Below are 24765 nucleotides of genomic sequence, written 5' to 3'. Positions count from 1 at the left end.
TACGGAGAAAGAGAATTAAAATATGGCTGAAACGGTAAAGAAGCAATCGCGCGGGCGCGTTCTAGTCGGATTCCGTTAATCGCAGTTCATCGCGGCACAGCTGGCGGAACAATCTTTTCGAATACTGCAAATGCGGCAAAAGCCAGTATTGCAAGCGGCGGCGATATGGTGGAGTTAGATGTTGCACGCAGTAAAGATGGGGTCTATTTTACCTTTCATGACACCTATGAGCCGTTTCTTTTAGGAGAATCCAGGCGAATCGGCGAGATGACTTCTGCTGAAATCGAAAATCTCGTTTATCACAAAGCGCACGGTTTAGCCGGCGGCGGTGTAGAAAAATTCGCAGAAACGCTTGCCGGCTTGTCTGGGGTGCTCGTTAATGTGGATAGATCGTACAGATACTGGAAAGACGGATTTTTGGATCAGCTGGCGCGGTGGGGGAACCCGGAGCATCTTTTAATCAAATCTGATGCTGATCCTGAATATCTTGAAAGTGCTGCGGCATGCAGTACAAAGTTTCCGTTCATGGGGGTAGTGCGGAATAGCGGCGAAATCGAATCGATTATCACGGCAGCAAAAGGAAATAATATCAATTTGGTCGGATTTGAGATTCTTGCTGCCGTTCCGCATGATCCTGTAATAAGTCCGAGTTTTCTCGAAAAACTTCATTCGCAAGGGTTTATGGTTTGGTTAAATGCGATTAATCTTGAGAATGGAGTTAAGCTGTGCGCCGGATATGACGATTTCACTGCGGTCCGCGGCGATATGCATGAAAGTTGGGGTGAGCTGGTCAGGCGCGGTGCGGATATTATCCAGACGGACTGGCCGTGGCTGCTGCGCTCGTATCTTGACACATTGCGCAGGTAATTAAATATTGATTTGACGCGAGAATTTGAATTTAAGCAGTTTTAGCTGCGGAACGGCAATTCGAATGGGTGTAAACAGCTGCACTTCAGATCTTATTTAGTGATGGGTTTGTAAGAATCACCATGCTACGCTAGGTAAAATAATTTATAAATTTTCAGCTAGGTGGTAAGCGGTGAATAAGCCTGTTTCTCTTAATGTGACGATGCAGGCAGTTGCCCAGGATGCAGGAGTATCACGGGCAACTGCCTCTCGCGTCTTTTCTAATCCGGATATTGTAAATAAGCTTACGCGCAAAAAGTGCTTGCAAGTGCGCAAAAGCTTGGATATGTGCGTAACGAGGCAGCCACGCAGCTGGCACGGAAATCGTCGGATATGATCGGATTGCTTTTGCGTGAGACGCGCAATCCCGCTTATGGATATTTGTATGACCAGATTCTCGCGGAATCTTTTAAACGGAATTTGTTCGTGGTAACGATGTCGGCAGGAGACTACTATCATGACCGCGGCGAACTAATTCGAATGTCGCGCCTAATGCAGCTTCGGCCGGCAGGTATTTATGTAGCGTCCGGTCTGATTCAAAGTGATGATATCGCACCTTTTGCTTCGCAGGTTCCGACGATCGTGCTTGGCCGGATGACGGATATTGACGGTTTGCATGCGGTTAGCTATAACGAAATTGCGCATGGAAATATGCTTGCCGATGCGGTAGCGGCTGCCGGGCATCGGCGGATAATCGTGGTTGTAACAGATGACACCAGGTCGCATACTGAACATCTGCGTGCGGTAACGATGATTAATCGGCTGCACGAGCATGGTGCTGAAGTGCTGCCGATAACGGAAGATAATATTATTCGCAGCCGGGAACTGCTTTTGCAAAAAGTTCGTGAACTTATGAAAGATAGAAAAGCCACAGCGGTAATGTTTCCGAATGATGTGCGGGCGTTAAATTTTATGCAGGACGCAAAAAATATTGGGATGCGCGTGCCTGGCGATATTGGTGTGAGCGGCTGCGACGGATTAGGGCGTGCGAGTGAACTTTCGGGTTTGCTAACTGTCCGGATGCCCCTCGAAAATGTTTGTTCTGCTGCTGCAGAGGCAATGCTGCGCGTAATTACAAAAGTGCATGATCCGGCAGATTTAATTCGCATCAGTTATTCGGGGGTGCTGCAGGGAGGGAAACTGTTTAGTGCTAATTGGTGTCGATTAATGCCAATTGGTGCTAATTGGTGTCAAGCGGCGTCAATTGGGTCAAGCGGCGGCGGGATTGGGTTTGACTTACGTAACTGGTGGTGAAATCTGCTCTGGCTCACGTAAGTGGTGGCATAATTCGTATTTTTTAACGTAACTGGTGGCAAAATGGATGGTTTTGATTAACGACGGAAATGCCGTCGTTATCGCGAGCCTGTGATCAGCGCAAACGCAAACACTTTCGCCGGTGAAAAATGCAGTCTGAGTTCTTGCCACCACTTGCGTGAAGAAATTAAGTTCCTGCCACCACTTACGTAATAAAAATAAGTTCCCGCCACCAGTTACGTGAAGAAATTAAGTTCCTGCCATCATTTGCGGGAAGTTTTCTTCTTTTACATCACTCACGTGGTGTTGGCATGTCCGTCGTTAATTTATTTAATGAAATTAAGTTTTTGCCATCAGTTACGTGATGAAATCGAGTTCTTACTAACGGTTGTGTGAGGAGATATGTCTTGCGTGGCTCGTGCACGCTGTTTTCGCTGCTTTGCTTTGAGGTGTATTTGGGGAAGCTAAAAAGGTGCGCGTTCTTTGCGGTTTTTATGTCCGATAAAACTCGCTGTTATCGCCCGGTAGAGATTGCAATGCAAATTTTGCAAAAGTGATAGTTGAAATCTTGCAAAAGTGATGGTGAAAAGTTTGCAAAATGGCAGTTCAAATATTGTGAAAGTGAAAGTCAGAATATTGCAAAAGTGATAGTTGAAATCTTGCAAAAGTGATATTTAACTTGCTTGACCTGCTATTATTGTTAGTATGAGTTACCGCAAAAGAGCTATTGATTTAACAGTGCAAGAAGAACTTGCTTCCATGGGTGCTGTGCTGATAGAGGGAGCGCGCGGTTCAGGGAAAACTGAAACTGGTATTCAAAATTCTCACTCCCAGTTTCGGTTGGACCGTAATCAAAACAAGCAGCTGGCAGAATTGAATCCTGCGTCAGCTTTGGTGGGTGAAACTCCGCGCTTGATTGATGAGTGGCAGCTTGTTCCGCAGATATGGAATGAGGTGCGTCATGAGATAGACGTGCGTCGAATCCCAGGTCAGTTCATTCTTTCTGGGTCGGCTTCTCCTTCGGATGAGGTTTCTCGCCACACGGGAGCTGGGCGAATTTCGCGTATCCGGATGCGGCCAATGGCTCTCGGTGAAGTGTATCCAGATGAGGGCAATATTACGCTTACAAACTTGCGGACATTAACGAATCTTCCGCCGCGGATGGGAAAGCTTAGCTATCGGGATTTGGCGACGGAAGCAGTTCGCGGCGGTTGGCCCGTTCTTATATCTACACAGCAATCAGGCTATATCCGTTGGGTGCGGAATTATCTCGAAAATATTGCGCATGTTGATCTTGCACAGGCAGGCAACGATTTTGCGCCGGAGCGGGTTCGCCGCCTTTTGCGTAGTGTCGCGCGAAATATTTCTTCGGAAGCCACTGCTGCTACTCTTTCAGCTGATGTTTCGGCTGACGGCGGTATGCTTAGTGCTGCTACGGTAAGGGTTTATTTAGATGCGCTGACGCGGATTTTTGTTTTCGAAGAACTTTCGGCATGGGATGGTTCGCTTCGTTCTAAATCTCGCCTGCGTAAACAGGCGAAACTGCATTTTTGTGATCCGTCGTTAGCGTGTGCTGCATTGCGTGTCACTGATGATAGTTTGGCAAATAATCCAGAATATTTTGGACAAGTCTTTGAATCAATGGCCGTCCGTGATATTCGCACTTATTCGGAGCAAATCGACGCTTCGTGTTTTAGTTATCGTGATAATTCTGGTTTGGAAGTAGATTTGCTTATCGAGTTTGCTGAAGGTGCGTGGGCGGGAATTGAAGTGAAGCTTGGTGAATCTCCGCAAACTCTTGCGCTTGCTGAGCGAAACCTTTTACGTCTGCGGGATAGCCGCATGGTTACTCCTCCCGAATTTCTTGCCATTGTTACTGGAGGAACAGGAGTGTTTACCTTGCCAAGCGGAATACATGTAATTCCTTTGAGTGTTCTTGGTCCAAATTTTGCCTAACGAATTTAGGATGCTTTGTATTTTGTTTGTGTTGGTGCGATGGGGTTGATGTTTGTTTTTTGGGGGTGCGGTGTTTTGCATAGATCAAGCCTGACCGCTGTGCAAAAACACCGCTTGAACCTGGGTAAATTGGACCTGGGTAAATTAGACTCTAACTAAATTGGAACCGGGTAAATTGGACCCGGCTAAAATGTACTCAACTAAAAAGGCGCTTTACATTTTCGGGTTGCGGGACTGTATCCGTCGGCGGCGATACGGGCATGAGCCTACGTAACTGACGGCATAATCCCCACGGGCACACGTAACTGGCGGCAAAGTTTGCGTGAGTATACGTAACTGGTGGCATAATCCGTATTTTTTAACGCAACTGATGGCAAAATGGATGGTTTTGCGTAACGACGGGAGTGCCGTCGTTACCCTAAGCCTGCGAACAATAAAAACTAAAGAGTTGATAGTTTGAACAAGTTGCCTGAAGCGGCATTTTCATTATTTCCATTGGTTCATTATTTCCATTGGTTCCTTGGAAAATGGATACCAGACATTTGCAGGAGTTAAAATGTTTACCAGCTAATCGCACCTGAATCACATGTGTAAAAAATAAAATAAACTCTTCGGAACAAAACCCGCCTCAGCCCAGCCGCGAAAAGACTAACAGACCGCTTCATTCTTCACCCGGAATCTCTTGCCATTCCAAGCGAGTCTCGAAAAATAAAGCTTGCAGCAAGTTTTTGATGAAGGTGAGGTGCGGCATGTCCTGCTGATCGAATTTCATCAATCAGCATCTGTGCTGCTAAACGTCCTTTGGAAATGATTGGTTGGTGAATTGTTGATAGCTTCGGGGCGGATATGGAAGAAATTGGGATATCGTCATAACCGGTGACTGAAAGCTCGTCGGGTACCTGCACGCCGCTCATACGGGCGGCTTCCAAGACTCCGAGTGCAATAACATCCGAAAAACAAATAATCACCGTCGGCGGAACTGGTATTTTCCGTAAGGCGTGGAAAGCTTCAATCCCGCCCTGATAAGTGCTTGGTACTTCCACAAAAGTTATATTTTCAGAATCAGTGTCCATTCCAGCGGATTCAAACTCCCGCATTATTGCTGCCATTCGCTTGCCAACAACACCCCGCCAATTTTTATATGTTGAGTGAGTTGCAGTTTCGATGGCAGCAATGCCGATGTTTCGGTGCCCAAGCTGAATTATTTTTGCAACGAGACGCTCTATCTCGGCATTGTCTTCAATTTCTACCGTTGGCACATCGATATCAGTTGTGGGATCTACTACGACCATCGGAGTATGTTTATTTATAATTTCAATCACCTCGCGGCGCTTTTCTTCAAGACCGGAAATTATGAAACCATCGACGGATGCCGTAGGAATTGCTTTCAGCATAGATCCCCGCAACGGAGGAACCAAGAGAAGAGTATAACCCTCTGCCTGGCAAACCTGTCCGATGCCCTGCATTAATGATGAATAGTACGGATTCTGCACAATTTCATCAATCGCTTGCGGGAGCAGCAAGCCAAGAGAATTTGTTGCGTTTGTCCGCATAGACCTCGCTGCTGAATTGCGTACATACCCCAAATCGGCAGCAGCCTGCAGAATCTGGGTTACTGTGGATTCTGCGAGTTTACCGGGATCGTTTAATGCGAACGATACAGCAGATTTAGAGACGCCGGCACGCTCAGCGACGTCTCTAATTGTTACTCTTTTGGCACGCTATCATTCCTCTCGGAAAGAAGGGTAGGACAGCTTCTATTTCACCATATTTCAGAGTTAATCTCTCCCTCGAGCATTAGTGGATGCTCGGAGTCTAAGCGATAGGAATTTCCAATAATGCTCGGAGTGCCGAAAATGGCTTTCGGAGATTTAAGTGGAATGTTATTTGTTGCGATATTGCAGCCTTTCCCGCGATGTACTATGGTTACTGCTCCCTGATCTTCCATCCAACGCTGTATCATGACCGTATCTGTGTCAAGTGCAGTAATTTTCTGGTCTCCTTTTCGGAGAATCTCGGATGTCTTTCGTGCTTTAATGAGGCCTGCTGCAGATGAATGAATCTTTGTGTTCCAGTCACTTTGTTTCCACTGCATTCCGGCTCTGCACCCAGGGTCATTATCTCCAGCCATGCCGTTTTCGTCGCCGTAGTAAAGCATCGGTGCTCCCTCGGCCCCGTACATGAGGGCAAAAGCTTGAATTACTTTCTCCGTTTTGTGGCGCAAATGCGTCAGTACGCGCTCAGTGTCGTGACTGCCAATAAGATTGAGCATACTTTTCCGGTGCGCCAGCGGCATCTCGTTGGTTAATTTATTCATGCCGTCGGCAAACTGGTAGGCATCCACGAATTCGCCTGCTGTAAAAGCTAAAACTAAATCGCGGAGTGTATAATTCATTACCCCATCCATTAGGCCGTCTTTGAGCCAATGATTTGGATTTCTCCAATCTTCTGCCACGAGATATTTATCGTCGCCATATGACTTTACGACTTGATTAAACTCGTGCCAGAATCTTTTATTTACGAAATAGGGCACGTCCAGACGCCAGCCGTCGATTCCCTTATCAAGCCAGTGCCTTGCGACATCAAAGTGATGTTTTTTGACTTCAGGGTTGTAGACGTTCCATTTCGGAAGATAGTAGCAGTCAGTGCACGTCTTGTAGTTAAACTCTGCGGAATCTGACCGCACAGGAAAATCTTCAATGAAAAACCAGTTCACGTATGCGGACTGATCTCCGTTCGCCATCACATCACGGAATGCATAATGACCATTTCCGCAATGATTAAACACACCGTCAAGGATGATACGCATCTCCAATGCGTGAGCAGCTTTAATCAGCTCATCAAAATCTTGCTCTGAACCGAGATGCGGATCAATTTTAAAATAATCATTTGCGTCGTACCTGTGGTTAGTATCCGCGGCAAAAATAGGATTGAGATAGATAGCGTTAATGCCTAAATCGGAGAGGTACGGCAAATGATTAATAATTCCCCGGATGTCGCCGCCCAGAAAGTTATTAGGTGTCGGAATGGAATTCCATGGTTCCACTTGCGGCGGATTAACACTCGGATCGTTGTTGGCAAAACGATCGGGAAATATTTGATAGAAGATTGCGTCGGCAATCCAGCTTGGCTGCGGCATTTTATGTTCCTTTACTTGTAGGTGAATAATTTTCACAATCAATCTTTAAGACCAGTGCTTGCAATTCCTCTTTCGAGCGCCTTTTGGAACAGCAAAAACACCATGACGCTCGGCAAAGTAGCAGTGAGAGTACCTGCCATGAGATAGTTCCACGAGGTTCCATATCTTCCAACGAAACTGTTGAGTCCGATTTGAATAGTTCTCATGTCTTCTGAGTTAGTAACCAACAATGGCCACAAAAAATCGTTCCATGCAAATAGGAATGAAAAGATTGCTAACGTTGCCAGGGCAGGCTTGGAAAGCGGAATAATGATTCTCCAGTAGATACCAAAGCTTGAACACCCATCAATTCGTGCGGCTTCGTCCAAATCTTTTGGAATTGACGAAAAATATTGTCTCAGTAAAATAATCCCAAAAACATCGGCCAAACGCGGCACAATCAATGCGGCAAATGTGTCGATCCATTTCAGCTGTGCCACAATCGCATAGGCAGGAATGATTGTGACGAATGTGGGCACCATCAGAGCGGTCAAAAGCAATACAAAAATAGTGTTCTTTCCTGGAAATTCCAGTCGGGAAAAAGCAAAAGCAGCTAAAGAATCAAAAATAAGATGTCCTACGACAATTCCCGCTGCCATAATAAGTGAATTGAAATAGTATTGTCCGAATGGTGCTCCTTGCCAAGCTTGGAGATAGTTCTCCCAATTCCAAGATGTGGGGATGATTGACTGGCTGGTGTAAGTCTCAGCTTTAGTCTGCAAAGACTTCGTAATCATCCACATAAACGGAACGAGAATCGTGAGAGCACCAAGAATCAGAATGGCGTGCCGGGCAGCAGTAAATTTACGGTCTTGAGTTTTCATCGGTGCTCTCCTTTATCTCGCATTCCGCTTCGCCATTGGATAAAGGTGACTGCAAAAACTAGCACAAGAGATATCAAAGCAATCGCAGTGCCATATCCAAAATCACCTAAACGGAATGCTTGTCGGTACATAAACATGCCAAGTACGTCTGTGCCGCCTCTCGGTCCGCCTTCAGTGAATACATAAACCAAATCAAAGGCTTGAAAACTGTTGATTAATGCTTGTATTACTACAAAGAAAGTTGTTGGACGAAGCAGCGGAATTGTAATATGCCGAATTTGCTGCCGTCGGCTTGCTCCGTCAAGATTGGCAGCTTCGAACACGGATCTTGGGAGGGCCTGAAGCGCTGTCAGATATAAAACTATATTGAAACCAAGGTTTTTCCACACGGTCAGTAGCGTGAGGGCAATCAAAGCCAACCATCGATTTTGCAGCCAATCAGGCCCTTCAATCCCGACGAGGGCGAGCGAAGTGTTAATTAGCCCCGTCGGATCAAGCATATATTTCCACACAATAGCTACAGCTACAGAAGATGTAACCACCGGAAGGAAATAGATAGTTCGATAGAATCCCCGCCCTCCTATTGGGGCATCCAACAGGAGAGCAAACAACAAGCCAGAGAACACAGAGAGCACTGAAACCCCGGTCGCGTACAGGACTGTAACGAGAAGAGAATTCCAGAACTCGTCATCACGCAATAACCGAGTAAAATTATCAAAGCCGATAAATTCTTTAACAGGGCTGAAACCGTCCCAATTTGTCAAACTTATATATGCAGCTGAGATAATCGGATAGAAAACGAACACGCCCAGGATTATGATAGCCGGCAGCAATACTGCATATGCAGTTACGACCTGCTCTCTGCTGTATCGGGATTTAGACTTCTTCAGCGCCCTCTGTGCCACGGTCTTAACTTTCTGTGAGAATCTCGTTGACGGCTTTTTCTGCGTTAGACAGTGCGTCGTCTACGCTCACTTCACCCGCAAACGCTTTCTCCATTTCCTGAGCAAACGCAAATGAAATCTGCGGATAAAGCGGAGTATTTGGGCGTGCATGAGCAAATTCCATTTGTTCCACATACGGCATCAGGCGGGGCTCATTTTCTTTAACCCACGCCAGATATTCGGCGCTTTTCGCTGTAGAGGTTTTCACTGGAATGAACCCTGTTGTTTGGTTCCATTTAATAACTTGATTATCTTCGAGGAACCAAGAGATAAATTCACCTGCAGCTTTCACTTTCTCCGATGAATTATCGAATACGACAGCGTGTTCTCCGCCAAGATTTGTGGCCTGCTTACCGCCGTCGGGAACTGGAAGTTGTGCTGCATCAAACTCAAACGGCGGATCGGCTGCCCAAATCCCGACCATCCAAGAGCCCTCTTGAGCTGATCCGCCCTGGCCTTTTTCAAATTCTCCCCATGAAGCATACGGGCTTATCCCTGATTGGATTAAATCAACCCAGAATTGGGCAGCTTTTTACCTTCTGGAGTGTTAAATGCGGCAGCTGAATTGTCTTTATTTAGGAATTCTCCTCCCGCTTGCCACAAATTTACTTGGAAATTCCATGTAAGACCCTCGCCGTTATCTCCAGCTTCGGTGAGGAGATCGTATCCCGGTTTTCCAGTTTTCTCAAGAATTGCTTTTCCGGCTTTCTTCAACTCTTCCCAAGTTTTAGGAGGTGTGTCTGGGTTAAGCCCAGCTTCTTTGAATAACGTGCGGTTATACATGTAGGCAATATTGTTTGCAGAAACAGGAACTGACACCTGCTTCCCGTCGATAGAACCGAATGATGCCAGAGCGGGATTAATGTCATCAAGCAGCTCGGGACGAAGTACCTGAGACAAATTGGCAGATGCTCCCATTTGCGCAATTTGCGGTACCCAAACTAAATCTCCAATCGAGATATCTGGCAGAGTTTTTGATGTAGCCGAAGCTCGTAGTTTCGTTAAATAATCAGCGTTAGGCACTGAAGTTGTAGTTACTTTAATGTTGGCGTGACTCTTATTAAAGTCATTTATCATGTTATCGAAAGTGTCTGCATTGACCCCATCCCAGTAATGCCACACTGATATTTCAACAGGGCTGCCTGATGCCCCTTCGCTAGATTCAGAGCTGCTGCCGCACGCTGTTAGTCCCACAAGTGCGAGAGAAACGACCGCTGCCCCTTTGCATGCTTGTCTAAACATCTCAAGTTTCCTTTTCTAATTTTCGTTAATGTGTCGAGAATAAAGATTGCTTACTTCGCGAACTTTGGATACACCTCTATAGTTTTTCCTCCTTGCCCAACATAGTTTGCACCTGTAGACCATTGCTGGTCATTAATTAGTACTTTGAATTCAAATGCGTCACCTTCAGGAATGCGCTCCATAGAGTACTCCCACACGTCGTCGCTCACATTTCGCGCTGCTCTTCCAGAATTCCAAGATAGCGGATATTCGCTGCCGCGAACGGTAACAGATTTTCCCCAGCCCGCATTCGTATGCACACGGATTTTGGTTATATTGCGTTCAGCTGGTGTGTAATCGCCTGCAGATTTTTCCGGCGCCAGCACGATGCTTTCGTGTTCGCCAAGAGTGACGGTGATTTGCTTTCCTGTAATTCCGCCAGCTTCAACAGTTATTCGTTGATTGGTGTCCAGCTGGTTAATCAAAACCGTTCCTACCGGGATTGTACTTTCCTGGCGAAGAGGGATGGTTCGCGTTTGAGTATCAAAGCTATTTGAAGAGATAGTTATTGCTTCCTGCTTGGTGGTGTCAATTCGACGCGAGAAAGCATACACATTCTTGTCAACCCACATTTCTCTTTGGGTCCCTGTCTGAAGTGCCGGCAATGCAGCCTTAATCGCAGTTAGCCGTTTAATATGCTGATAAATCGGTGCATTTTCATTAAAAGAAACCATGTCCTTGCGATTGTCTTTGTTTGCAATCGGCACTTCATTCCCATTACCGTTGCCGTCATCTGCTTGTTCGGTTCCGTAATAAATTACTGGAACTCCGCGCGAAGTGAGCAAAAACGTCAATGCAGACCTCAGTCTCTGGTAATCGTCATTTGCCCAGGTTAAGAATCTGGCTCGGTCATGATTGTCAAGGAAAGTTTCTAGACGGTTAGGATTCTGATACTTAACGTCTTGCGCAAAAAGTTCCGAGATGCGATGCATGTCGGTGTCTGCTGAAAAGCTTCTCGCACGGTGAAAAAGTAGGGAAGTCCAACACTCCCCATTCGTAATCCTGATATTCTGAAACGTAGTCAATATCGCCAACAAATATTTCTCCAAATGTTGGTACGCCCATCTGCTCTTCAAAATACTTCAGCCAAGGCTTGGGGACGGAACGTGCAGCATCTACTCGAATGCCGTCGAAACCCATCGTAATCCAGTCTTTATAGGTTTTGATAAGATAATCCGACACTGCTGGATTTGACTGATCAAGATCGTCGAGTCCGCCTAAATCGCAATTTTCAATCTGTGTTTGCGATTCGGAACCGTTAAACAGGCAATCGCCAACGTGATGGTAATATGAAGCATTATTGAGAGGTGCGCTGGGTTGGTAGTTATCACTCGGGTATGAGGTTCCTAATGCGTCAAGATAATCTGCTGTATGATTTGGTACTACATCCAAAATCATTTTCAGACCTTTTGCATGGGCAGAATCAATAAGTTCTTGCAGCTCTTCTCGGCTTCCAAAATGTTTATTAGGTGTAGCGTAATCTTTTGTGAAGAAACCGTGATACGACCCTTCGTTTCCGTCTTTAGAAATTGGTTCCTGCTCGGAAACTGGAGAAATCCAAATAGCTGTTACGCCAAGGTTGGCGATATAGTCAAGTTTATTGGTGAGTCCTTTCCAATCTCCGCCATGATAGAAGCCTAGATCGTCTGGGCGATACGATCCGTCGTTTAGATCGTTATTGCGTGAGTCTCCGTCTGAAAAACGGTCAACCAGCACCTGATAAATCACATCTCCCTCTGTTAGCGGACCTGGAGATGGCGAATCAGTTGTTAGCGGACCTAGGGATGGCGAATCAGTGAGGTTTGCTTGGGCGGATGGACTATTAATAGCTGTAAGGCCGGCGAAAAATAGCATCGCAGAAGCGGTTGCCGCTAGCATTTTCCGGCGAATCGAATCAACTTTGGCGAGGTTATTTTTTGTACTTTGTCTGAACATCGTTGTTCTCCAATCGAAACTAAGTTATATAAATACTAAATCGTTCCAATATGTGGTGTCAAGGAAAAACTCATTTACAAATCTATCTATTATCTATCTACTACTATCTGTCTATTGCGGTTGGTATTATCCGAGTGTTAGCGGCAGCTGAAAACTGTGCTGAAAATGATTCTGCTGTCAGTTGTGCGGTGCGGGTGGGTTGTTCAAGCTGCGAGAATACGCCAGACGATAGTGGAACAGACACGAAGCAACGTAACTGACGGCAAAGTCCTCGCGATTGCACGTAACTGGTGCGGGATCGGCTTTGGCGGCTTTTCGTATTTTTGTTTGGCTTAGTGGAATAAAAGGCTGGTGGTTGTTTGGGCGGAAAGCGGTGTTTTGTATAGATCAAGCCTGACCGCTGTGCAAAAACACCGCTTGAACCTGGGTAAATTAGACTCGGCTAAACTGAATCCAACTAAAAAGACACTGCGCATTTTCGGCTTGCTGGGCTTGTTTGGATCTTTCAGTGAAGTACTAATGCTGGTTGAAGTCTAGCAGCTCTCACCGCGGGGCGCGGCAGACCCAATCGGCGCAGTGGTGACCGCTGAACTGGCGGCGGCAATTGCTGTGCTGTAAGAATTTGCTGGTTTCATGGTGCTACGTGTGCTGTGAATGGCGTGCGGTGCCGTGTGTGCTGTTCGTGCCGTAGATACTGCAGCAGTGTTAGTATCGGTTTTTGAATCTTTTGCTGCCGTGACGAAATTCAATCCGTCGTTTTCGATAGCGGAACTTTACGATAGCGGAACTTTTCGGTAACTGCACATAGCGCTTGCGCCGGGCGCGGCGCGCTGCGGAATGCGGCATATGAATCGTGTTTTCCCGGCATTCGTGCGACACCTGAAGATTTTATCGCTTTATTTGATGCTTTATCTGCCGTTGTAATAATTCTCTGGTTTTGTGTTTTGCAGCTGCGAATGTTGGATTATTGCTGACTTTGGGGCTCTTTTTCGCCATTTGTGCTTTAAGTGTACTGAATGAAGCGCCGTCGTGCTGATGTTCTTCGGCGATGGGTTGTGTTAGCGACATTTTGCAAAGCGGATATGAAAATTTGCGAGAAACCGTTATGCTCTACTTGAATGAAACTTAGGGTTGCCTAAGTTATTTGTTTTGGCGAGCCGAGACGAATAACAGGAGGCGGGAGTCCAGTTCGCACCTGAACTCCCACCTGGCCGACGGCAATGCCGCAGGCGAACCTGCGTTTTGTTCGCACATGATACCTGGAACAAGCCGCAAGGCCGTTCCCCATTTTACAAGGAGAACAATGAAAAATCAGCCAGAGCGTACGCGCAGGCATACTGCGCGCATTGCGATGCTTGCCGTCGTCGGTGCGGCGGCTGTCGGGGCGGGTGTCCCGATTGCTGTCGCTCAGCTTAGCTCGAGTGATTACGTTAATGAAGATTTTAAGGAGATGTTCGAGGAATTTCCCTCCCATCATTCAGGGGTGAACACTCCGGAAGCGGATGAGACCGAAAAGGACGGGCCTGCCGCACCGGCCAATCCCGAGGGGGATGGAGAAGAGTTAAATTCTCCCGAGGTTCAGCCGCGGGAAGAAGCTGCTCACGCTGCAGCGGCGGATGGGGATTTGCAGCCGTTCCCGGCTCCCTCTGCTGCGGGACAAGATCAGACACAGTCTCCGATTAAGGATTCCAAGCTGCGTGCTTGCGTTCGTTTGAACGCCAAACCGCGTCTGAGCGGTAATGCTGTGCCGACGGCGGAGAACGTCGGGAGTCTCACCGCATTGAATTGCACTGGGATGGGCGTGAAAGATTTGACTGGTCTTGAATCTGCAAAGAAGCTGGTTAGTCTTAATCTGACGCAGAACGAAATTACTGATTTGAGCCCGCTGAATAACTTGACGAATCTCAAGGAGTTGCGTCTGGATCGTACTGGTCTGAAAGATTTCAGTTCGCTCAAAGAACTTCCCAACCTTGAGAAGCTTTACTTGTATGATAACGGTATCTCCGCGCTCGATACCTTAGGCGATTTTCCGAAGCTCGCCGAGCTGTCTGTGCTGAAAAATGAGATTACAGACTTGACTCCGGTAACGAAATACTCGCAGCTTACTGAGTTGAATGCGGCGCAGAACAGGGTTGAAAAGCTCGCTTCGCTTGCCGGGCTCACTAAGCTTCACACACTCAAAGCACATCATAATAAGCTGACCTCTCTTGCGGGAATCGAGAAACTGGCAGGTTTGCATGTTCTTGAAGTGGGTGCGAACAAGCTTACATCGATATCTGAAGCAGCTAATTTGGCTGAGCTTGGATCAGTTTCGGTTCGTGAGAATAAGATTACTGATCTTTCCCCGCTGGCTGGTTTGAGTAAGCTCTACCGGTTGGATGTTTCAGAAAATCCTGCAGATCCTGGTGTGCTTTCGAATCTGAAGTTCGTGGACGTGCCGAAAGGATACTCCAGTCTCGAACCGCGCGGCTTGATTAAGATTAACACTGCGCCGAAGAAAGATCCGGGAAAGCCGGATGCTGCGGAGCCGGGTGATAAGCCGGGAAAGCCGGGTGATAAGCCGGAGAATCCGGGCAGTGAACCTGGAAAGCGGGTTGACGAGCCGGGAAAGTCGGGTGATGAGCCTGGGAAGTCGGGTGATTCGGAAACCGAGCAGCCTAAACAGCCTAAGCAGCCTGATTCTGAGCGTAAGCCGCTTCCGCCGGTAAATACTGTGCCGGCTCCGGCTCTGATTCCGGGTGCGCTGACTCAGTATTTTGGTGCGCCGGGTGCTGCTGCCGGTTCATCGGTAGCTCAGCAGGCGTGTGATTTCACCGGCGATTCCCAGCCTGATTTGGTTATTGGTGCTTGGGCGCATCAGGAGCAGGAAAAAGGTATCGGAATGTTGGGTGCGGCGTACGTAGTGCCGAATGGTTCCAAACCGGGCGACTTGGATGCGCCGGATAATGGGGTGCTCAAGATTTACGGTCCGAAAGCGGCTTCTTTGGCCGGATTTAATGTTAACTGTGTTGGCGATGTAAATGGCGACGGCAAAGCTGATATCGGTATTTCAGCACACAAGGCTGATCGCGGGTATGTGGTGTTTGGCACCGATGATCGTGCTCCGATTCATTTGGATAAGCTGGGCGGTAAGGGGATTGAGATTGCGGGCGCTCCGAAGCTGGGTGCCGGCTGGATTGTCACCGGCGCTGGAGATTTGAATCAGGATGGCAAGGCTGATATTGCAGTCGCATCTCAGGCGGGCGGTCCGGATAAGAAAGGCGAGATTACTGTGCTTGCTGGAAGATCGGCGTCGGGAACCGTATCTTTAGCTGACGATACTGGTGTGCTGCTGCGGGTGCAGGGCGGTAAAGATCTGCCGGTTTTCAATGTGGCCGGGGCGGGAGACGTTGATGGCGACGGTTTTGATGACCTTTTGGTGGGCGGCTATTATGCCAGCGTACCGGGTGCGAATGCGCCGAAATCCGGTATGGCCTGGGTAGTGTCGGGTAAGTCCCGGGGCGTAGTAAATGTGGCCGGAAAGTTCGACGGTTATGCGATTTACGGTCCGTTGCGCGGAGCGGATCGGCTGGGTATTTCGGTGGCGGCAGCCGGTGATCTGAACAAGGATGGCTATGCGGACATGATGATTGCTGCAGATCCTGTTAAGGGTAATGGGGCTGTGGCAGTAGTGTTGGGTGCGCCCCGGAATGAGACTGTGAAAATTAATCCTGCCGATATTTTCCCGGTAACCGATTCGGTGGGCAGCCGTGGTTGGTGGATTATTGATTCACGCAGTGCTGGTTATCTTGGCTATGGTATGGCGGCTGTGCCGGCTGCCGACAGGTATACCGGCACAATTGTGCTCGGCAGTTCTGAATCTGCCCGTGTCACTGCTTTTGACACTTCTATTTTGACTGGTTCGATAGATAATCCGCGCAAGTTCGCTGCAGCTGCCGACGGTAATCAGCTTGGCGGCGTGGTGGATTTGGCCAAGATTGACCCGGCTTATGCGGTTGAATTGAACGGTTCAAAGGATCGTTTGGGCCGTGCGGTTGGTGTAGTGAATGGGTTTAATGAGTTCCGCGGGAATTTAATGGTTGCCGGTGCGGATCGTGCGGGTGGTCCGACGGGCCGCGGCGGGGTGGTGCTGGCAAAGATTCCAGCTGTCCGCAAGCTTGGTGACGTACTCGGCGTCAAGATGGCTGCAGATTCTGGTGTTCCGAAGGAAAAGGATGAACTGGAGAAAGCATTCAAAACCGAAGAGAAAGTGAAAGCAGATTCGAAGTTAAACGAAAAGCAGCCGCTGAAAACTGAGAGTGAGAATGCTGCATCTGGTCTCGCCGCTACTGGCGCCGGTGTAGTTGGACTTGCAGCTGCAATGTTTGCTGCGATTGGCGGCGGAATCTTCTTGCGTAAGCGCAGTTCGCATCAGTTCGTATAAGTTCGCATAAGTGAACACTTTGGTGTAATGAAGCGGCGGAGTATTGCACTTGCGATATTCCGCCGCTTTTGTGCGTGAAAATCGGAGGGTTTTTGCGAGGTTGCGTAAGTAGCGGCGAAATGCTTATAAGTCCATGTAAGTGGCGGCATAATCTCCGCGAGCATACGTAACTGGCGGCATAATCTCCGCGAGCATACGTAACTGGCGGCAAATCAGCTTTGACGGCTTTTCGTGTTTTTGTTTGGCTTAGTGGGATAAAAAAGTCGGTGGTTGTTCGGGTGGAAAGTGATGCTTTTGCATAGATCAAGCTTGACCGTTGTGCAAAAACACCGCTTGGAACCGGCCAAACTGAACCCGACCAAAAAGAGTGCTGTACGTTTTCGGGCTGAGGGAGTGTATCCGTCGGCATTGAGATAAGCATGCGCCTGCGTAACTGGTGCAGAATCTGCTTTGGCTAACGCAACTGGCGGTAAAATCAATCCGGGTTTATGTAACTGGCGGCGAAATCAATCCGGGCTTATGTAACTGGCGGCAAAATATCCGTGAGATTATATTAGTAACGGCGTAATTCCTGCAAACTGGAAGTGATTTAAGCGGTTTGGGAGTTGCTGGATTGCGGGTTTGCTTGCGGTAAGAGGACGCGTTCAACACCTTCCAGTACTGTGGCGACGATAAGACCGTAGTATTCCGCTGATAATTCGTCTTCCCGTTCCGGAGTTGAAAGCGGTTTAATATAGGTGTCTACCATTGCGCGCAGGCCGGGCGATTTTTCCATCATTGGCTTAAAACGTCCAATCATAGTGTTCAAATCGTGCCGTTCCCCGATTTGGTGAGATGAGCGCAGATTGCGTGCTCCGATTGTGTGTATCACTGAATTGGAAATAATCATATAGGCAAGGGCGGTTTTGTCTCCAAATCCTGCTTCCATTAGTTTTCGGTAGGCGATGTCGAGACTGGGCAGGAATTTCTCAGTGAATTTGCCGCGCGCAAACCGGTCTGTAATCCCGTGATAGCGCAGCAGTACAGGCCGGACGGCATGGGCCATTGCGGTGAACCACGCTTTCCAGTCAAGATTCTCATCTGGCAGTGTTATGTCGGCGCACACTTGCTCTACGACAGAGCTGCAGAGGGATTCTTTATTTGGAAAGTAGTGGTAAAGCACTGAGGGGACGACGTTGAGTTCTTTAGAGATATCGCGCATCGTCCAGCCGTCTATACCCATTTGTTCAGACAGACTGACGGCCTTGCCGATAATAAACTGTTTTGATAGCCCGGCTCTGCGGCCGGTCGGCGATATTGCCATGTGTTTACTCCAGCTCATTCTTGACCTAATTAGAACAATATTCTACACTACCAATTGTAGAACAGTGTTCTAGAAAGGCGGAAGATAATGACAAACGCAGGTGCAGACGCTGCGGAAACAACCGTAATTCCAGTATCGGCGCAAGCTGGGCTAATGACTGCTATCGTGTTTTTGACCTACATGGGGCAAATGATTCTCAATCCCATTATTGCGCCGCTGTCGCGAGAGATGGGCTTACGGGAATGGCATGTCGGAGCAACAATCTCCTTGGCCGCTATTGTCTTGGCGAGTTTTAGTGCTTACTGGGGGCGTGCCTCCCAGCGGCTCGGAGTGAAGCGCGTACTCGTAACCGGCATGCTAATTGCTGTCGTCGCGCTGAGTGCTTTCAGCGTCATCTCTTCCCTGGGTGTGAACCGGATATTAACCGGTTTTTCTTTGATTATTGCAGTAATGGTTACGCGCGGTCTGCTCTATGGGGCGGGTATTTCTGCAGTCGCACCGACGGCGCAGGCACACCTGGTTACGCACATAGATTCTGAGGTTGGAAGGGTCAAAGCTCTCGGCATGATTGGAGCTGCGCAAGGTATAGCGTCCGTCGTCGGAGGGATTTTCGGCGGAATACTCGCTGCTTTGGGCGGACTGCTGCTGCCGCTGGCAGTCATGCCGGCCGTCATGCTAATCGGCATCTTTGTTCTCATCTTTAAGTTTCGTCCGCAGGAGGGAACGCAGCTGATTAAACGGCCCAAACATATTCGATTCACTGACCCGCGTATCCGTCCTTGGCTTATCGGCGGACTGTTCATGTTTCTCGTTTTTCTTCATTAGCCACAATCTTCGGATTCACCATCCAAGACCGCTTTAATTTTTCCGGCGAAGCTACTGCAGGAATTTCTGCCATCTACCTGACTGTGATGGGTTTTGCAATGATTGCTGGGCAAGCTGTTATTGCGCCGAAAACTGGATGGAGCGCCGCCAAACTCTTTCGCACCGGCCTCGCATTGCTGCTCATCGGAATTGTCTGTCTGTGGCCAGTAAACTCCCATATTCTGCTCGCTATTGGGTGTGTTCTTTTGGGAGTGGGGATGGGGGTGGCGATGCCGGGATATAACACTGGCCCCACTTTGCAAATGGATGCAGATGAACAGGGTGCGGTTGCGGGAGTTATCAATGCAAACAACGGTATCGCTTATGCCGTGGCACCTGTAGTGTCTGCTGCACTTTACGGATGGAATCCGCTCGTCCCTTTCATTGTCTCCATTGTGTTGATTGCAGCAATCACTCTTTATGCTTTTATTCACCCAGTATTGCGCAAATGATTGATTTAAGAAATTCGTGAGATTCGGATTCTGATTCGTTCAATTAAACCATTTACGACTTGAGTTTTCGGTGTATATTGTTGCTGCAATGGGAATGCCGGCAATTTCTTCTGCCTGCGCAAGCGGGCGAAAACTTAAGATATTTCGGCAGATATAGTAAGCCTGCTATTGGTTATAGAAGCTCAGACGGTACACTTGCTTGTAAGACTTCTGGTTATCTGTGTTGGGAGGTGCGTATGGCTGGCAGTGGGCAGCATGTCGTGGCGATGGTGCGTAGTCACGCCTCGGGTGATGATGAAAGTTTTTACTCAGTTGCACTCCAGATTGCTGCACGTGAAGCCAGAGCGGGTCATCATGTACTCGCGAACGATATTAAGAAAGCAGTTGATACTTCCCGTGAACGTCAGCCGCTGGCTGAGGTTGCAATGCTTGCACAGCCGCGCGGTGAATTGGCGGAATTGGTTGAAGCTGCACATCCAAATGTGAAGCTGAAAGAACTTATTGCCCCTCGGAGTTGACTGCGCAGATTAAACAGATACTGGCTGAACAGCGGCAGCGAAAGAATCTCCTTGATTACGGATTCACTCCGGCACATCGGCTGTTGTTGGAAGGTCCTCCGGGGACCGGCAAAACCATGACGGCTGCTGTTCTGGCTACAGAGCTTCAGATTCCGATGGTCACGGTGCGGTTGGATAGTTTGCTAAGTAAATACATGGGCGAGACGGCAAGCAAACTTCGGTTAGTTTTTGATTCTGTAGCGCGACGGCGTGCGGTCTACTTCTTTGACGAATTTGACGCCCTCGGTGCAGATCGAAGCGGAAACGACGTAGGTGAGGCCCGTCGGATATTAAACTCATTCTTAGTTTTCCTCGAAGAAGCTAGTTCTGAGTCTCTGGTGTTAGCTGCAACCAATCACCGAAAAATTTTAGATTATGCACTATTTCGCCGTTTTGACGCGGTTTTAACATACACTTTGCCGGATGCGCGCCAGGCAGTTGCGGTAATGAAAGCGCGTCTTGGCACTCTTGCTAAGGGTACCAGTATGGCAAAACTTGGTGAATACACATCCGGTTTGAGCCATGCAGAGCTTGTGAAAGCTGCCGAGACTGCAGCCAAGACTGTGATTATGCGCGGCGAATCCCGTGTTCATCAAGATGATCTCATAGCTGCGCTTACTGCACGAAGGACGGCAAGCCTTGGCAGATAACGAACGTAAACTTGACCACCTATACATCCGGGGTATGTGAAATCGGAGGATTTTCACCGGCAAGGCGGAGGGCCTGGCAAGAAGATTCGAGAAGTGGGTGACCGCAGCAAACATGGACTAGCTCTTAAAAAGTCAGCTAACGCCGTTTTCAACAGCTTCGATAGTAGTCTGCTTTCTATTGATATTAATCCTGAGCTTCGCGCAGCCGGCACGGTAATAGTTCTTGAGGGCGAAGGTGCTATTTATCCGCTCAAGTTAGACTCCTTAAATTCCCATACTGGAGGGCGCTGCAGTAAACCGAAGTGGCTCTTGCTTTCCGTGCGAGTATCTGAAGATGAGGAGAAATCAGAGCAGGCAACTGTCTGGGTTTCTGACGAATATCGGAAAAAGTTCTTGGAACTATTTGCGGACTATCTGAATGACGATAAGAACACAAAGACGGGTAAACCAAAGAACCAAAACCTTGTCGCAAATATTTCCCGCATTCGGAAAGCGGTACTTGAAGATCTTTGGACCTCGAAATCGAAACTGCCAGGTACCGGAAAGCACTGGTGGGAGATATGGTTAGACGCAACCAGTCCTCATATCGCTGATTGGAAAAAATTTGTTGATTTATATAAATTGAAATCTCGTAATCGAGAGTTTTGCTTCGGGGATCGCTTAATCATCTGGGTAGAGGCAACTCGGGAACAGCTTGAAATTCTACTTTTCACATCAGTTCCAGTTGCCGAGATTCGCAGCCCTGAATTTATCGATAGTGTCGAAGATCTTTCCTTGGATGAACAGACTGAATATGTGGAAGACCTTGCCGTCCGTATCTCTCCTGCACCTGAGTTGGCGCCAGCTGTATGCCATCTCGATACGGGTGTATTGCGTACTCACATCCTTCTTGAGAATTCCCTTGCAATCGGAGATCATCATTCGATTTTTGGAGGATCAGGAACAGATGTTTATCCAGGAGGGCATGGAACCTTGATGGCCGGTCTTGCGCTTTATGGAAATCTTGATTCACTCCTCACCGGCACCATGCCGGTATTGCTCCGGCATCGTTTGGAATCAGTGCGAATGCTTCATGGAAGTGGAGAATCGAAACTTAACCCGTTGGATTACGGTACTGCAACCGTAGAAGCGGTCACTCTCCCAGAGGTGCATTGCAATAGTCGAAATCGGGTATTTTGTCTTGCTTTGAGCACTGATTCGGACATTCCTGGAGAACCGTCGCTTTGGTCCGCTACAGTTGATGCACTTGCTGTGGGAACTGACATTGTTCGGTCAGGTAACGAGATTCAGCTGCTGTCAAAGCCAAATCCAGATGCTGCACGTCTCTTTGTGATAGCTGCCGGAAATGTCTCCGAATATAATGATGACTACCAGAAAAACTGCATAAATTCTCCTATCCAAAATCCCGCACAAGCGTGGAATGCGCTTACAGTAGGCGCCTATACTGACTTGACAACTCCTCCAATGCATCCCCAGTATGCAGGATGGAAAGTGGTTGCCGCTGCAGGGGATATTTCTCCCCACACGAGTACGTCGCTGTACTTTGACCTGAAAAGATGGCCGATAAAACCCGATATCTGTATGGAAGGGGAAATGTCCTTAGCGACGGTGCAAATCTTTTTGAGAATCGGCTTCCAAATCTTTCACTGCGCTCCACTGGATCCGGCACCAATACTTCTCTTGCATCAGCCAATGCCACCAGTGCTGCTGCTGCGCAAGCGTCACGTCTTGCTGCTCTTGTGATGGATAAGTATCCTGCCTATTGGCCAGAGACAATTCGCGGGCTGCTGACGCATTCGGCTGAATGGACTGATACTATGCTGCAGCGACTGAAAAAAGTAAACGGTAAAACTGACCGAAAGAAGTTGCTGCGTGAGTTTGGATGGGGTGTCCCATCCGAAAATGCTGTACTGAACTCAGGAATTGGTGCGGTAACGCTTGTTTCTCAAGATAGCTTCATTCCTTTCACGGGGGATGGATATAAAATGCGGAATTTCCGATTACATCAGCTGCCATGGCCGACTGATGTTCTGGAAAGTCTTGGCGAGACTCTTGTAAGGCTCCGTGTTACATTGTCATACTTCATTGAACCATCTGCTTCACGTCGAGGCTGGAGTAATAAGTACTCGTATGCTTCTCATGGGCTGCGTTTTGATCTTCAGGGGAGTTTGGAGCGGCAAGACGAGTTTATTCATCGCGTTAACAGAGAAGCTTGGGTTGAAGAAGCCGGATCTCGTGTGAGTGAATCTGGGCGCTGGTTCCTTGGAGAACGAGGTCGGAATCTTGGTTCTCTTCATCAAGACCAATGGACCGGAACAGGGGCTGAACTTGCCAAGTGCAGCAACTTGGCTGTTTATCCGGTTGGTGGCTGGTGGAAGAATAATAACCGGAAAAATCGACGTGACCTTCCAATCCGTTATGTGCTAATTCTGTCGCTTCAGACTGAGAAACAGGGTATCGATCTTTACACCCCTATTGCGGCGAAACTCGATATTCCGGTTGAAACCCAAATTCTAATTGAAATCTGAGTAATTCAGTATGTCGGCTTTGAACTTGCTAGATTTCCTGCTGAATTATTGATTTGGATTGGTTTTCCTTTCTTGCGGATATAAGACGCGGAAAAGCCTTAAGGAAATCGGGATTGCTTCGCCGGTATTTGCTGCAGCACCTGAAACCGTTTATCGCAATGTCTACGATGTTATCGCAGTGCCTGCTGGCTATGGAGTCTGCTTATAGTGTTAAGCATATGCCTGCTGTACTATGCACATGCCTATGGCGCTATGCACACCCTGCGGTGTAATAATGTTCAGCCTTAGGCTGCAATTCCGCGGTACTTGCCGCGCTGCTTAAGCTGCGATGCGCCGCGGCAGTTAAGATGCGATGCCCGGTGTTAAGGCGTATTTGCGCGGTACTTAAGGCATATTTGGCGCTGCACTGAATCCCCGTCGTAAAATCTTGGAAAATTACTTGAAAATTCATTGAAAAATCTTCGTAAATTAATGCCTTTAATTTCAAAAAATGCTTGACAGCATCTGTTCGGTTATGCGACCTTAGTCTCATCGGGTTTGCCGATATTTGAAAATCATCTGCAGTGACTGGTCTGCAGGAATAATCGACTGGTCTGCAGGAGTAATCAGGAAAGAAAGTCTCCTAATCATGAAACTAAATAAAATAGCGAAAATCTCTATTGTCCCGGTAATGGTGGCGGGTTTGGTTTCCCCCACTATCGTTGCAAACGCTGCCCCTGCCGCAACTCCGGCTCCCATTGTTGCCGCCGCTGCTGCGGAAAATACCGACGCACAGCTGCGTGAACTGGACACCCTTGTGCAAGATATTAAGACTTTTGAGGCGGAAAATTCACAGGCTGTTATGCAGGCTGGAATCTCTGCGCGCAGCGGCGAAAAACTGCCTAATTACGCCAATGAGCTGAAAGAACTCATGAACACTGCCTTTGAGCTTAAGGATACAATCACCGCTGCAACTTCCGGTGAACTGCTGTCAACTCCGGCGCAAATCGTTGACTTCGTGCTTACCATTCCGGCTCGAATCCAGCTGCTGAAATCTGCGATTACTACCGTAAAGCAAGCTATCTCGGATGAAAACGGTCTGCGCAACAAACCGCAGTGGGTGCAGTGGTCTGTCGGTATGGCTTTGACCAAGGCAACGATCCGGATTCTTAATCCTTTGGCTTCCGTCGATGATATTAAGAAGTCCATCGAGGAGCTGGCACAAGACATGCAGGAAGGTCTGAAAGCTGACGATCGCGGAGATAATGACCGCGCAAATATCTATGATAAGTCTGCACTGAACAAGGTTATTTGGAATACCCGTTTTGAACGTGATCGGTATGTTCTCGGCAAGGCAAAGTTCGCTGATTATAATGCTTTGAACAAAGAGATTACTAAGGCTGTTGGCGTGTGGTTCCGTGTCGGTGCTACTTTCGGTGAAGTAAAGATGACCATGGATGAACTTGAACTGGCTCTGGCGAAAGCAAAGGACGCTGCGCTGCGCAATGCAAACAGCCTGCCGCAGAAATAATTTCTTTCCCAAAATAGTTGGAACTGAATCAAAAATAGTTGGAACTAAATACAGTGAGAACTAAATATCGAATAGTTTGCGGGGGCGCTGCTGTTGCTGGCAGTGTCCCCGTAAGTAATCCCCGTAAGTAATGCTGGCAGCGCCGCCGTAAAAATCGCAAATAACAAAAATCAAATAGCGATTCGATGTGTGCTGCTGAT

21 protein-coding genes are annotated in these 24765 nt (G+C 48.0%); 12 read left to right on the top strand and 9 right to left on the bottom strand.

Annotated elements, in window-relative coordinates:
• Positions 1–45: 45 nt before the first annotated feature.
• The 4 genes from RQN30_RS06635 (at position 46) to RQN30_RS06620 (ending at position 4116) form a co-directional block, all read left to right on the top strand.
• Positions 46–867 carry a glycerophosphodiester phosphodiesterase family protein gene (locus RQN30_RS06635; protein ID WP_353061796.1) on the top strand — a complete coding sequence of 274 codons (822 nt, stop codon included), beginning with the start codon at positions 46–48 and terminating at the stop codon, positions 865–867.
• Between the two features lie 202 nt (positions 868–1069).
• Positions 1070–1243, top strand: a complete 174-nt coding sequence (locus RQN30_RS06630; RefSeq protein WP_353061795.1) for a LacI family DNA-binding transcriptional regulator — start codon at positions 1070–1072, stop codon at positions 1241–1243.
• Positions 1165–2160: a LacI family DNA-binding transcriptional regulator gene (locus RQN30_RS06625; protein WP_353059795.1), complete on the top strand. Its 996-nt coding sequence runs from the start codon at positions 1165–1167 to the stop codon at positions 2158–2160. Before RQN30_RS06630 ends, RQN30_RS06625 begins: the two co-directional genes overlap by 79 nt.
• Positions 2161–2865: 705 nt before the next feature.
• A complete protein-coding gene (locus RQN30_RS06620; RefSeq protein ID WP_353059794.1) occupies positions 2866–4116 on the top strand; it encodes an ATP-binding protein in 1251 nt (416 codons plus the stop codon).
• 668 nt (positions 4117–4784) lie between these two features.
• Here RQN30_RS06620 and RQN30_RS06615 read toward each other — a convergent pair.
• From RQN30_RS06615 to RQN30_RS06580, 8 genes are read right to left on the bottom strand one after another with little or no spacing between them, the layout of a single operon-like run.
• Positions 4785–5819 (bottom strand): LacI family DNA-binding transcriptional regulator, encoded by a 1035-nt coding sequence (locus RQN30_RS06615; RefSeq protein WP_353061794.1) that lies wholly within the window; start codon positions 5817–5819, stop codon positions 4785–4787.
• A 59-nt stretch (positions 5820–5878) separates the two neighbouring features.
• The gene (locus RQN30_RS06610; protein WP_353059793.1) at positions 5879–7255 is read right to left on the bottom strand and encodes a glycoside hydrolase family 13 protein; all 1377 of its coding nucleotides are present in this window, start codon (positions 7253–7255) and stop codon (positions 5879–5881) included.
• Positions 7256–7293: 38 nt separating this feature from the next.
• Complete coding sequence (locus tag RQN30_RS06605; RefSeq protein ID WP_353059792.1) at positions 7294–8118, bottom strand: carbohydrate ABC transporter permease; 825 nt, start codon at positions 8116–8118, stop codon at positions 7294–7296.
• Positions 8115–9023: a carbohydrate ABC transporter permease gene (locus RQN30_RS06600; RefSeq protein ID WP_353059791.1), complete on the bottom strand. Its 909-nt coding sequence runs from the start codon at positions 9021–9023 to the stop codon at positions 8115–8117. Before RQN30_RS06600 ends, RQN30_RS06605 begins: the two co-directional genes overlap by 4 nt.
• Positions 9024–9027: 4 nt before the next feature.
• Positions 9028–9555, bottom strand: coding sequence for an extracellular solute-binding protein (locus RQN30_RS06595; RefSeq protein ID WP_353061793.1), 528 nt, complete (start codon positions 9553–9555; stop codon positions 9028–9030).
• Positions 9556–9566: 11 nt separating this feature from the next.
• Positions 9567–10304 (bottom strand): extracellular solute-binding protein, encoded by a 738-nt coding sequence (locus tag RQN30_RS06590; protein ID WP_353059790.1) that lies wholly within the window; start codon positions 10302–10304, stop codon positions 9567–9569.
• Positions 10305–10354: 50 nt separating this feature from the next.
• Positions 10355–11275: an alpha-amylase family glycosyl hydrolase gene (locus RQN30_RS06585; RefSeq protein WP_353059789.1), complete on the bottom strand. Its 921-nt coding sequence runs from the start codon at positions 11273–11275 to the stop codon at positions 10355–10357.
• On the bottom strand, positions 11238–12278 hold the full coding sequence (locus RQN30_RS06580; RefSeq protein WP_353059788.1) for an alpha-amylase family glycosyl hydrolase: 1041 nt from the start codon (positions 12276–12278) through the stop codon (positions 11238–11240). The genes RQN30_RS06585 and RQN30_RS06580 overlap by 38 nt, the downstream gene beginning before the upstream one ends.
• Before the next feature lie 1303 nt (positions 12279–13581).
• Here RQN30_RS06580 and RQN30_RS06575 point away from each other — a divergent pair.
• Entirely contained in the window at positions 13582–16701 is a 3120-nt protein-coding gene (locus RQN30_RS06575) for a leucine-rich repeat domain-containing protein (RefSeq protein WP_353059787.1), read from the top strand.
• Positions 16702–17290: 589 nt separating this feature from the next.
• On the opposite strand, the gene RQN30_RS06570 is transcribed toward RQN30_RS06575, so the two are convergent.
• Positions 17291–18004, bottom strand: a complete 714-nt coding sequence (locus tag RQN30_RS06570) for a TetR/AcrR family transcriptional regulator (RefSeq protein WP_353059786.1) — start codon at positions 18002–18004, stop codon at positions 17291–17293.
• Positions 18005–18091: 87 nt separating this feature from the next.
• Between RQN30_RS06570 and RQN30_RS06565 the strand changes: the two genes are divergently transcribed.
• The 7 genes from RQN30_RS06565 to RQN30_RS06535 all read left to right on the top strand — a co-directional run bounded on the left by RQN30_RS06565 (position 18092) and on the right by RQN30_RS06535 (position 24565).
• Complete coding sequence (locus RQN30_RS06565) at positions 18092–18829, top strand: MFS transporter (protein ID WP_353059785.1); 738 nt, start codon at positions 18092–18094, stop codon at positions 18827–18829.
• Positions 18784–19320 (top strand): MFS transporter, encoded by a 537-nt coding sequence (locus RQN30_RS06560; protein WP_353059784.1) that lies wholly within the window; start codon positions 18784–18786, stop codon positions 19318–19320. Before RQN30_RS06565 ends, RQN30_RS06560 begins: the two co-directional genes overlap by 46 nt.
• Positions 19321–19556: 236 nt before the next feature.
• Positions 19557–19838: a hypothetical protein gene (locus RQN30_RS06555; protein ID WP_353059783.1), complete on the top strand. Its 282-nt coding sequence runs from the start codon at positions 19557–19559 to the stop codon at positions 19836–19838.
• Positions 19835–20527, top strand: a complete 693-nt coding sequence (locus RQN30_RS06550) for an AAA family ATPase (protein WP_353059782.1) — start codon at positions 19835–19837, stop codon at positions 20525–20527. The genes RQN30_RS06555 and RQN30_RS06550 overlap by 4 nt, the downstream gene beginning before the upstream one ends.
• A 93-nt stretch (positions 20528–20620) precedes the next feature.
• Positions 20621–22270: a S8 family peptidase gene (locus RQN30_RS06545; protein ID WP_353059781.1), complete on the top strand. Its 1650-nt coding sequence runs from the start codon at positions 20621–20623 to the stop codon at positions 22268–22270.
• Entirely contained in the window at positions 22174–23055 is an 882-nt protein-coding gene (locus tag RQN30_RS06540) for a S8 family serine peptidase (RefSeq protein WP_353061792.1), read from the top strand. The genes RQN30_RS06545 and RQN30_RS06540 overlap by 97 nt, the downstream gene beginning before the upstream one ends.
• A gap of 628 nt (positions 23056–23683) precedes the next feature.
• Positions 23684–24565: a CAMP factor family pore-forming toxin gene (locus RQN30_RS06535; protein WP_353059780.1), complete on the top strand. Its 882-nt coding sequence runs from the start codon at positions 23684–23686 to the stop codon at positions 24563–24565.
• Positions 24566–24765 lie beyond the last annotated feature (200 nt).

Source organism: Arcanobacterium hippocoleae (genome assembly GCF_040360365.1).
GTDB lineage: Bacteria > Actinomycetota > Actinomycetes > Actinomycetales > Actinomycetaceae > Arcanobacterium_A > Arcanobacterium_A hippocoleae_A.
The sequence above is the reverse complement of the archived record's forward strand: the minus strand, read 5'-3'. Positions and strand labels throughout refer to the sequence as shown.

Coding starts and splice junctions, on each gene's coding strand:
- RQN30_RS06555 (WP_353059783.1), top strand. CDS start 19,557: ATGGCTGGCAGTGGGCAGCATGTCGTGGCGATGGTGCGTAGTCACGCC.
- RQN30_RS06590 (WP_353059790.1), bottom strand. CDS start 10,304: ATGTTTAGACAAGCATGCAAAGGGGCAGCGGTCGTTTCTCTCGCACTT.
- RQN30_RS06565 (WP_353059785.1), top strand. CDS start 18,092: ATGACAAACGCAGGTGCAGACGCTGCGGAAACAACCGTAATTCCAGTA.
- RQN30_RS06605 (WP_353059792.1), bottom strand. CDS start 8,118: ATGAAAACTCAAGACCGTAAATTTACTGCTGCCCGGCACGCCATTCTG.
- RQN30_RS06570 (WP_353059786.1), bottom strand. CDS start 18,004: ATGGCAATATCGCCGACCGGCCGCAGAGCCGGGCTATCAAAACAGTTT.
- RQN30_RS06580 (WP_353059788.1), bottom strand. CDS start 12,278: ATGTTCAGACAAAGTACAAAAAATAACCTCGCCAAAGTTGATTCGATT.
- RQN30_RS06535 (WP_353059780.1), top strand. CDS start 23,684: ATGAAACTAAATAAAATAGCGAAAATCTCTATTGTCCCGGTAATGGTG.
- RQN30_RS06610 (WP_353059793.1), bottom strand. CDS start 7,255: ATGCCGCAGCCAAGCTGGATTGCCGACGCAATCTTCTATCAAATATTT.
- RQN30_RS06585 (WP_353059789.1), bottom strand. CDS start 11,275: ATGCATCGCATCTCGGAACTTTTTGCGCAAGACGTTAAGTATCAGAAT.
- RQN30_RS06575 (WP_353059787.1), top strand. CDS start 13,582: ATGAAAAATCAGCCAGAGCGTACGCGCAGGCATACTGCGCGCATTGCG.
- RQN30_RS06620 (WP_353059794.1), top strand. CDS start 2,866: ATGAGTTACCGCAAAAGAGCTATTGATTTAACAGTGCAAGAAGAACTT.
- RQN30_RS06630 (WP_353061795.1), top strand. CDS start 1,070: ATGCAGGCAGTTGCCCAGGATGCAGGAGTATCACGGGCAACTGCCTCT.